Annotated in this window: 1 protein-coding gene; it reads right to left on the reverse strand. The window is 69.0% G+C overall.

Translation table 11 applies throughout. From position 1 onward, the window contains the following. Positions 1–27: 27 nt before the first annotated feature. Positions 28–10,869 (reverse strand): type I polyketide synthase, encoded by a 10,842-nt coding sequence (locus tag OG735_RS31810; protein ID WP_327326571.1) that lies wholly within the window; start codon positions 10,867–10,869, stop codon positions 28–30. Positions 10,870–10,879: the final 10 nt, after the last annotated feature.

Consider the following 10,879-nt stretch of genomic DNA (forward strand, 5'->3'; position numbering starts at 1 on the left):
CATGGTGACGTCTCTTCTCCTAGCGGGTCAGGAAATGCCGAATTCTCGGCCGATGAACTGGAACATCTCGTCGTCGGTGGCGCTGTCGATCGTGTCCGTCACCGATTCCGCCTCTCCGGCACCCTCTTCGCCCCGGTCCTCACCCAGGCGGGCCAGCAGCGTCTGGAGGCGGGCGCTGATACGGACACGCTCACCACCGTCCGGTTCGAGCGAGGAGAGCAGCGACTCGAGGGCGTCCAACTCGTCGTGCACACTGCGCCCGGCCCCGTCGCCGCCGGGCAGCGCGCCCAGCAGGTACTCGGCAAGTTCGACCGGGTTCGGGTAGTCGAAGATCAGCGTGGCGGGCGGCCGCAGTCCGGTCGCCTTGCCGAGCTGGTTCCGTAGTTCGACGCCTGTCAGCGAGTCGAACCCCAGCTCCCGGAACGCACGGTCCGCAGGGACCTCCGACACACTTGCGAAACCGAGCACGGACGCGGCCTGCGCCCGTACGAGCTCAAGCAGCGCGGCCCGGCGGTCCTCACGCGAAAGCCCGGCGAGGCGCTGCGTCAGAGCGTCCGTCTCTGCCGCGGTGGTGGTGTGGGCGGTGCGGCGGACGGGGGTGCGTACGAGTCCGCGCAGCAGGGGCGGTACGCCGGTCGATGATGCCTGGGCGCGTACGGCGGCCAGGTCGAGGTGCATCGGTACGAGCAGTGCTGTGTTGGTGGGCCATGCGGTGTCGAGGAGTTCGAGGCCTTGGGTGTCGGTGAGGCCGTTGAGGCGGTGGCGGTCTGCGTCGCTGAGGTCTCCGGCCATGCCGCCGGCTTGTTCCCAGGCGCCCCAGGCGAGGGAGGTTGCGGGGAGGTTGAGTGCTTGGCGGTGGTGGGCGAGTGCGTCGAGGAAGGTGTTGGCGGCGGCGTAGTTGCTTTGGCCGGGGTTGCCGATGACGCCGGCGGCGGAGGAGAAGAGAACGAATGCCGTCAGGTTTGTGTCGGCTGTCAGTTCGTGGAGGTTGAGGGCGGCGTCGACTTTGGGGCGGAGGACGGCGTCGAGGCGTTCTGGGGTGAGGGAGTTGATGACGCCGTCGTCGAGGACGCCGGCGGTGTGGATGACGGCGGTGAGGGGGTGCTCGGCGGGGATGCTGGCGAGGAGGGTTGCGAGGGCCTTGCGGTCCGCGGCGTCGCAGGCGGTGATGTCGACGGTGGTTGCGCCGAGTTCGGTGAGTTCGGTGGCCAGTTGGGGTGCGCCGTTGGCGTCGAGTCCGCGGCGGCTGGTGAGGATGAGGTTGCGTGCGCCGTGTTGGGTGACGAGGTGGCGGGCGATGAGGGAGCCGAGGGCGCCGGTGCCGCCGGTGATGAGGATGGTGCCGGAGGGGTCCAGTTCGATGGGTGCGGGGGTTTCGGAGGCGGGCGTGCGGGCCAGGCGGGGTGCACGTATGGCGCCGTTACGGAGGGCTGCTTCTGGTTCGTCGGAGCCGAGGAGTGGCCAGAGTCGGGTGAGTTCCGAGGTCTCGTCGAGGTCGAGGAGGACGAAGCGGTCGGGGTTTTCGGCTTGTGCGGAGCGTACGAGGCCCCAGACGGGTGCGTTCGCCAGATCCTGGACGGCTTCGTTCGGGCCTGCGGCGACTGCGCCGTGGGTGATGAAGACGAGTCGGGAGTCGGCGAAGCGGTCTTCCGCCAGCCAGTCCTGGACGAGGCCCAGGGCATGGTGTGCCGCTTGGTGTGCGGCGGTGGCCGTGTCCGTACCTTCGTACGCCGCAATGGGGGCGAGGACGACCTCGGGGATGGCGTCGGCGGTAGCCAGTTCCGCCAGATCCATGTGGGTCGCCGCGTCGATACCGGAGCCCTTGAGGAGGCGCTGGAGATGGTCGTCGGATCCGACGATCGCGCAGGAGGGCGCCGTGACGGTGGGAAGGGTGGTGAGATCGGACCAGTCGACACGGAAGAGAGCGTCGTGCGTCGCCTCGCGGCCCGCAGTCAGCTGCTCGGCCGCGAGCGCGCGCAGCATCATCGACTCCACCGATGCCACTTGGGCGCCGGTCTCGTCGGCAACGGTCAGCGACACCGCATTGGAGCCGTTGGAGCCATTGGCACCGGACGGGGACAGCTTCACGCGCAGCGCGGAGGCGCCGGTGGCGTGGAGGGACACGCCGTTCCACGCGAACGGCAGCCAGGGGCCGCTCTCCGGCTGAGCCTCGTCCGACACTCCCACGAAGTCGCCCAGAGCCACGGCGTGCAGGGCGGCGTCAAGGAGTGCGGGGTGCAGCCCGTAGCCGTTGGTCGCGGTGCCCTCGGGCAGTGCCACTTCGGCGTAGATGTCGTTGCCGAGTCGCCAGGCGGCGTGCAGGCCCTGGAAGACCGGGCCGTATGAGAGGCCGGCCCCCGCCAGGTCTGCGTAGAGGCCGTCCGTGTCAATCGAATCGGCGCCCTTGGGCGGCCACACCGACAGATCGAATGACGTGTCCGGCGTGTTCTCTGTCAGGAAACCGGAGGCATGACGGGTCCACGGCTCCGCAGAATCTGCTTCGTCCAGCCGGGAGTAGATCGCGACCTGACGGAGCCCGTTGTCCTCGGCGGCATCCACTGTCACCCGGAGGGCGAGACCGCCGCGCTCAGGGAGGACAAGGGGGGCCTGGAGCGTCAGCTCTTCGACCTGGCCGCAACCGACCTGGTCGCCGGCGTGGATGGCGAGCTCGACGAGTCCTGTGCCGGGGACGAGGACGGTGTCCATGACGGCGTGGTCGGCGAGCCAGGGGTGGGACTGGAGGGACAGGCGGCCGGTGAGCAGTACGCCGTCGGAGTCCGGGAGAGCGATGGCGGCGCCGAGCAGGGGGTGGCTGGTGGCGGACTGGCCAAGGCCGGCGGCATCCCCGCTGGGAGAGATCGACTCGAGCCAGTAGCGGTCGTGTTGGAAGGCGTAGGTCGGCAGCTCCACACGTTGCCCACCACGGCCCGCGTATACGCCGTTCCAGTCGAGTTCTGCGCCGTGGACGTGTGCGTGGGCGATGGCTTGGGTGAGGGTTTCGGTTTCGGGGCGGTTTTTGCGCAGGACGGGGGTGAAGAGGGTGTTGTCGGTGTGGGGGAGGGTTTCCTGGGCCATGGCGGAGAGGGTTCCGTCGGGGCCGAGTTCCAGGTAGGTGGTGACGCCTTGGGTGGCGAGGTGGGTGATGCCGTCGGCGAAGCGGACTGCTTGGCGGACGTGGCGTGCCCAGTAGTCGGCGGTGCTGAGGTCTTCGGGTGTGGCGAGTTGGCCGGTGAGGTTGGAGACGACGGGGATGCTCGGTGTCGAGTAGGTCAGGCTGGCGGCGATGGTGCGGAACTCGTCGAGCATGGGTTCCATGCGGGGGGAGTGGAAGGCGTGGCTGACGCGGAGCTTTCGGACCTTGCGGCCCTGCTCCCGCCAGTACTCCAGCACCTCCACCACAGCAGCTTCGTCGCCGGAGACAACGACGGACGAGGGTCCGTTGATCGCGGCGATGGCGATCTCCGTCTCGCGGCCCTCAATCGTCGCCAGGATTTCGGCTTCGGTGGCCTGGATCGCGGCCATGGCTCCACCGGCGGGCAGGGCCTGCATGAGGCGGCCTCGTCCCGCGACGAGCTTGGTGGCGTCTTCGAGGGTGAAGACGCCCGCCACGTGTGCGGCAGCGAGTTCGCCGACGGAGTGGCCGACGAGGAAGTCCGGGGTCAGTCCCCAGGCCTCGACGAGTCGGAAGAGTGCGACTTCGACTGCGAACAGTGCGGCCTGGGTGAACATCGTCTGGTCGAGCAGACCGGCGCTGTCGTTGTCCGTGTCGAAGACGAGGTCCTTCAGCGGGCGCTCGAGGTGCCTGTCAAAGTGCGCACAGACTTCGTCGAAGGCCGCCGCGAAGACGGGGTAGGTCTCGTAAAGCTCGCGGCCCATCCCGGTCCGCTGGCTGCCCTGTCCGGTGAACAGGAACGCGACCCGGCCGCGGTTCACGCTGCCAGTGGTCAGTACGCCGGAGGGTTCGTCGCTGGCCAATGCCTTCAGTCCGGCGAGGAGTTCAGTCCGGTCAGTGCCGGTGACGACGGCCCGGTGCTCGAACCGCGCCCGCGACACCGCAAGCGAGTAACCCACATCGGCCAGACCCAGGTCGGACCGCTCGCCGACGAATGTCGCGAGCCGCTCAGCCTGGGCCCGCAGCGCGCCCTCGGACTTGCCGGAGAGCACCCACGGTACGACCCCACCAACCACACGCGGTGGATTCGACGACACAGTCTCGGCTTCGGCCGGGAACTGCTCGATCAAGACATGCGCGTTGGTGCCGCTGATGCCGAAGGAGGAGACGGCGGCGCGGCGCGGGTGGTCCAGTTCGGGCCACTCCCGCGCCTCGGTCAGCAGGGAGACGTCACCCGCCGACCAGTCGACGTGCGGGGAGGGCTCGTCCACGTGGAGGGTTTTGGGCATGACGCCGTTACGCAGTGCCAGGACCATTTTGATGATGCCGGCGACGCCGGCCGCTGCCTGGGTGTGGCCGAGGTTGGACTTGATCGAACCGAGCCACAAGGGCCGTTCTGCGTCGCGCCCCTGCCCGTACGTGGCGATCAGCGCCTGCGCCTCGATCGGGTCGCCCAGCCGTGTTCCCGTGCCGTGCGCCTCCACCGCGTCCACATCCCCGGGGGTGAGCTTCGCGTTGGCGAGGGCCTGGCGGATGACACGCTGCTGCGACGGGCCGTTGGGGGCGGTCAGGCCGTTGGATGCGCCGTCCTGGTTGACTGCCGTACCGCGGACGACCGCAAGGATCTTGTGGCCGTTACGCTGTGCGTCCGAGAGGCGTTCGACGAGCAGCATGCCCACGCCTTCGGACCAGCCGGTGCCGTCGGCTGCGCCGGCGAAGGGCTTGCAGCGGCCGTTCAGTGCGAGGCCGCGCTGCAGGGCGAAGCTGGCGAATGTGTCCGGTGTCGGCATGACGGTGACACCACCGGCCAAGGCCATGGAGCACTCGCCTCGACGCAGCGACTGCGCGGCCAGATGGAGGGCGACCAGCGAGGACGAGCATGCGGTGTCCACAGTGACAGCCGGACCCTCGAACCCGAACGTGTACGACACCCGTCCCGAGATGACGCTGCTCGAACCGCCTGTGCCGAGGAAGCCCTCCACACCCTCCGGGATCTCCGTGGGACGCGAGGCGTAGTTGTGGTACATCACGCCCGCGAAGACACCTGTTGAACTGCCGCGTACGGATGCCGGGTCGATGCCCGCGCGCTCCAGCGCTTCCCATGAAGCCTCGAGCAGCAGCCGCTGCTGCGGGTCCATCGCCACTGCCTCACGAGGCGAGATACCGAAGAAGGTCGGGTCGAAGTGACCCGCGTCCTTCAGGAATCCGCCTTCGAGTGCGTACGACTCTCCGGGGTTCTCCGGATCCTCGCCAAAGACTCGCTCCAGGTCCCAGCCGCGGTCGGTCGGGAAGGGCGTGATTCCGTCGCCGTCCGTGAGGAGGAACTGCCACATCTCCTCGGGAGTGGTGATTCCGCCCGGATAGCGGCAGGCCATGCCGACGATCGCGATCGGCTCGTCATCCGCAGGGTCGACAGTAGAGGCGTTGACCTCAATCGCCGCATGTGTGCCGGTGAGCTCAGCGACCACGAAATCGGCGACGGCCGTCGCGTTCGGGTGGTCGAAGACAAGGGTGGCGGGGAGACGGAGCCCAACAGCCGTGCCGAGCTGGTTGCGGAACTCGACGGCTGTCAGCGAGTCGAACCCGAACTCCTTGAACGCCTTCTCGGGGTCCACCGATTCAGCATTGGGGTAGCTGAGCACCGCGGCGACCCGCGCCCTGACCAGGTCGAGTGCGAATGCATGCCGCTCGCCCGATGCCTGGGCGACCAGTTGCTTTGCCCACTCGCCACGCGCCACCGCCGCGGTGGTGGTGTGGGCGGTGCGGCGGGTGGGGGTGCGTATGAGTCCGCGCATGAGGGGCGGTACGCCGGCCGATGATGCCTGGGCGCGTACGGCGGCCAGGTCGAGGTGCATCGGTACGAGCAGTGCTGTGTTGGTGGGCCATGCGGTGTCGAGGAGTTCGAGGCCTTGGGTGTCGGTGAGGCCGTTGAGGCGGTGGCGGTCTGCGTCGCTGAGGTCTCCGGCCATGCCGCCGGCTTGTTCCCAGGCGCCCCAGGCGAGGGAGGTTGCGGGGAGGTTGAGTGCTTGGCGGTGGTGGGCGAGTGCGTCGAGGAAGGTGTTGGCGGCGGCGTAGTTGCTTTGGCCGGGGTTGCCGATGACGCCGGCGGCGGACGAGAAGAGAACGAATGCCGTCAGGTTTGTGTCGGCTGTCAGTTCGTGGAGGTTGAGGGCGGCGTCGACTTTGGGGCGCATGACGGCGTCGAGGCGTTCTGGGGTGAGGGAGTTGATCAGGCCGTCGTCGAGGACACCGGCGGTGTGGATGACGGCGGTGAGGGGGCGCTCGGCGGGGATGCTGGCGAGGAGGGTTGCGAGGGCCTCGCGGTCCGCGGCGTCGCAGGCGGTGATGTCGACGGTGGTTGCGCCGAGTTCGGTGAGTTCGGTGGCCAGTTGGGGTGCGCCGTTGGCGTCGAGTCCGCGGCGGCTGGTGAGGATGAGGTTGCGTGCGCCGTGTTGGGTGACGAGGTGGCGGGCGATGAGGGAGCCGAGGGCGCCGGTGCCGCCGGTGATGAGGATGGTGCCGGAGGGGTCCAGTTCGATGGGTGCGGGGGTTTCGGAGGCGGGCGTGCGGGCCAGGCGGGGTGCACGTATGGCGCCGTTACGGAGGGCTGCTTCTGGTTCGTCGGAGCCGAGGAGTGGCCAGAGTCGGGTGAGTTCCGAGGTCTCGTCGAGGTCGAGGAGGACGAAGCGGTCGGGGTTTTCGGCTTGTGCGGAGCGTACGAGGCCCCAGACGGGTGCGTTCGCCAGATCCTGGACGGCTTCGTTCGGGCCTGCGGCGACTGCGCCGTGGGTGATGAAGACGAGTCGGGAGTCGGCGAAGCGTTCTTCCGCCAGCCAGTCCTGCACCAGGCCCAGGGCATGGTGTGCCGCTTGGTGTGCGGCAACGGCCGTGTCCGTACCCTCATAGTCGGTCAGCGGGGCGAAGACGACCTCGGGGATCGTGTCGGCGCCGGCGAGCTCGGCCAGGCTCGAGAACAGCGGGCCCTCGGCAAAGACACCCGGCTCATCGCCGAGCACCGCCCACGTACCCGCCTCGACCGACGACACCGACGGCAGTGACAGCTCCGGCCACTCGATGCTGAACAGCGAGTCGTGGAAGCCGCTGCGGCTCGCCGAAAGCTGTTCGGTTGTGACGGTGCGGAGTACCAGGGCGTCTGCGGTTGCGACGGGGGTTCCGGTTTCGTCGGCTGCGCTGATCGATACGGCGTCGGTGCCGGCTGTGGAGAGCTTGACGCGGAGCACGGATGCGCCGGTGGCGTGGAGAGACACACCGCTCCAGGCGAAGGGCAGTCGTGCCTGGTCCGATGCTTCGACGAAGTCCCCGAGGGCCACGGCGTGCAGGGCGGCGTCCAGGAGTGCGGGGTGCAGTCCGAAGCCGTCGGTCGCAGTTCCCTCGGGAAGTGCGACCTCGGCGAACACGTCGCCGCCCAGTCGCCATGCAGCTCGAAGACCCTGGAACACCGGGCCGTACGAGAGACCGACCGCCGCCAAGCCGGCGTACAGGCCGTCGAGCTCCACGACCTCGGCGCCCTTCGGCGGCCACACCGACAGATCGAGCGAGGCATCCGAGACTGTCTCGTCCAGGGAGCCAACCGCATGGAGAGTCCACGAAGTGTCGGGCTCGGCGTCGTCGAGTCGCGAGTAGATGGCTACCGACCGATGACCCCCCTCGTCGGCGGCATTCACCGTCACGCGCAGCGCGACACCCCCCTGCTCGGGGAGGACCAGCGGGGCTTGGAGCGTCAGCTCCTCCAGCGCACCGCAGCCGACCTGGTCGCCGGCGTGGATGGCGAGCTCGACCAGTGCTGTGCCGGGGAGGAGGACGGTGTCCATGACGGTGTGGTCCGCCAGCCATGGGTGCGACTGGAGAGACAGGCGGCCTGCGAGAAGCACCCCGTCCGACTCCGGGATGGTTACGGCGGCGCCCAGCAGCGGGTGACCCGTCGAGCCGAGACCGAGGCTGGTCGCGTCACCACCAACAGAAGGCATGTCCAGCCAGTAGCGCTGGTGCTGGAAGGCGTAGGTGGGGAGGTCGATGCGGCGGGGGTTGTGGCCCGCGTACACGCCGTCCCAGTCCAGCTCTGTACCGCGTATGTGTGCGTGGGCGATGGCTTGGGTGAGGGTTTCGGTTTCGGGGCGGTTTTTGCGGAGTACGGGGGTGAAGAGGGTGTTGTCGGTGTGGGGGAGGGTTTCCTGGGCCATGGCGGAGAGGGTTCCGTCGGGGCCGAGTTCCAGGTAGGTGGTGACGCCCTGCCCGTCCAGGTGGGTGATGCCGTCGGCGAAGCGGACTGCTTGGCGGACGTGTCGTACCCAGTAGTCGGCGGTGCCGAGGTCCTCGGGTGTGGCGAGTTGGCCGGTGAGGTTGGAGACGACGGGGATGCTCGGTGTCGAGTAGGTCAGGCTGGCGGCGATGGTGCGGAACTCGTCGAGCATGGGTTCCATGCGGGGGGAGTGGAAGGCGTGGCTGACGCGGAGCTTTCGGACCTTGCGGCCCTGCTCCCGCCAGTACTCCAGCACCTCCACCACAGCAGCTTCGTCGCCGGAGACAACGACGGACGAGGGTCCGTTGATCGCGGCGATGGCGATCTCCGTCTCGCGGCCCTCAATCGTCGCCAGGATTTCGGCTTCGGTGGCCTGGATCGCGGCCATGGCTCCACCGGCGGGCAGGGCCTGCATGAGGCGGCCTCGTCCCGCGACGAGCTTGGTGGCGTCTTCGAGGGTGAAGACGCCCGCCACGTGTGCGGCAGCGAGTTCGCCGACGGAGTGGCCGACGAGGAAGTCCGGGGTCAGTCCCCAGGCCTCGACGAGTCGGAAGAGTGCGACCTCGATCGCGAACAGTGCGGCCTGGGTGAACACCGTCTGATCCAGCAGACCGGAGTCCACGTCCTCCGTGTCGAAGACGAGGTCCTTCAGCGGACGCTCGAGGTGCCCGTCAAAGTGCGCACAGACTTCGTCGAAGGCCTCCGCGAAGACGGGGTACGTCTCGTACAGCTCGCGGCCCATCCCGGCCCGCTGGCTGCCCTGTCCCGTGAACAGGAACGCCAGCTTGCCGCCCGTACCGGTCGAGCCGTCGACCAGTCCTGGGGCCGTCCGTCCGGCGGCGAGAGCCTCCAGCCCGGACAGCAGCTCCTCACGGCTCGCGCCCGAGACCACCGCCCGGTGCTCGAACCGCGCCCGTGACACGGCAAGCGAGTAGCCCACATCCGCCAGACCCGGCTCGGAGCCCTCGACGAAGGAGTGCAGCCGCTGAGCCTGCGCCCGCAGCGCACCCTCAGTCTTGCCCGACAGCACCCACGGAACCACCCCGCCGACCGTCGGAGTCACAGGAGCCACAGCGGCCTCCACGACCGGCGCCTGCTCCAGAACCACATGCGCATTCGTGCCACTGACGCCGAACGAAGACACCGCGGCCCGCCGCGGACGCCCGGTCTCCGGCCAGTCCCGCGCCTCGGTCAGCAGCGACACCGCCCCCGCCGACCAGTCGATTTTCCGAGAAGGGGCGTCCACATGCAGGGTCTTCGGCATGACACCCGCGCGCAGTGCCAGGACCATCTTGATGATGCCGGCGGCACCGGCCGCCGCCTGCGTGTGGCCGACATTCGACTTGAACGACCCCAGCCACAGAGGCTGTTCCGCAGGACGGTCCTTGCCGTACGTGGCCAGCAGCGCCTGGGCCTCGATCGGGTCGCCCAGCCGCGTACCCGTACCGTGCGCCTCGACCACATCCACATCGGCCGTCGACAGACCCGCGTTGGTCAGGGCCTGGCGGATGACGCGCTGCTGGGCGGGGCCGTTGGGCGCGGTGAGGCCGCTGCTCGCGCCGTCCTGGTTGACGGCGGAGCCGCGTACGACCGCGAGGACCTTGTGGCCGTTGCGCTCGGCGTCCGACAGCCGCTCCAGAAGCAGCATCCCGACGCCCTCGGAGAAGCCCGTTCCGTCGGCCGCGTCGGCGAAGGCTTTGCAGCGGCCGTCGAGCGCGAGGCCTCGCTGCCGCGAGAACTCCAGGTACGTACCCGGAGTGGCCATCACGGTGGCGCCGCCGGCCAGGGCGAGGGTGCAGTCGCCGTTGCGCAGTGCCTGCGCCGCGAGGTGCAGCGTCACGAGGGACGACGAGCAGGCCGTGTCCACGGTGACGGCCGGACCTTCGAGGCCCAGGGTGTAGGAGACGCGGCCGGAGGCGACACTGCCGGAACCGCCCGTGCCGAGGAAGCCCTCGATGCCTTCGGGGATACCCTCCTGCGCGGGGGACGGCGTGTAGTCGGTGTTGTTCATCAAGCCCGCGAACACGCCGGTCCTGCTGCCGTGCACCGACTCCGGGTCGATCCCGGCCCGCTCGAACGCCTCCCACGATGCTTCGAGCAGCAGCCGCTGCTGCGGGTCCATTGCCAGCGCCTCACGCGGCGAGATCCGGAAGAAGGTGGGGTCGAAGTCCCCGGCCCCTTCCAGGAATCCGCCGCGCGGTACCCGCTTCTCGCCGTCGTGGCCGGGGTCGCTCGCGGCGTTCTCGTCCGCGAGGGACAAGGCATCGATGTCCCACCCACGGTCGGTGGGGACCTCCGTGATGCCGTCACGTCCGTCGATCACGAGCTGCCACAGCGCCTCGGGCGTGGTGATCCCGCCCGGGTAGCGGCAGGCCATGCCGATGATCGCGATCGGCTCGCGGTCCTTGTCCTCCGCCTCGCGCAGGCGGCGTCGGGTATCGCGCAGGTCGGCCGTCGCCCGCTTGAGGTAGTCGACCAATTTCTCTTCGTTCGACACTGAGGTCACT

It is taken from the genome of Streptomyces sp. NBC_01210, from assembly GCF_036010325.1.
Classification (GTDB): domain Bacteria; phylum Actinomycetota; class Actinomycetes; order Streptomycetales; family Streptomycetaceae; genus Streptomyces.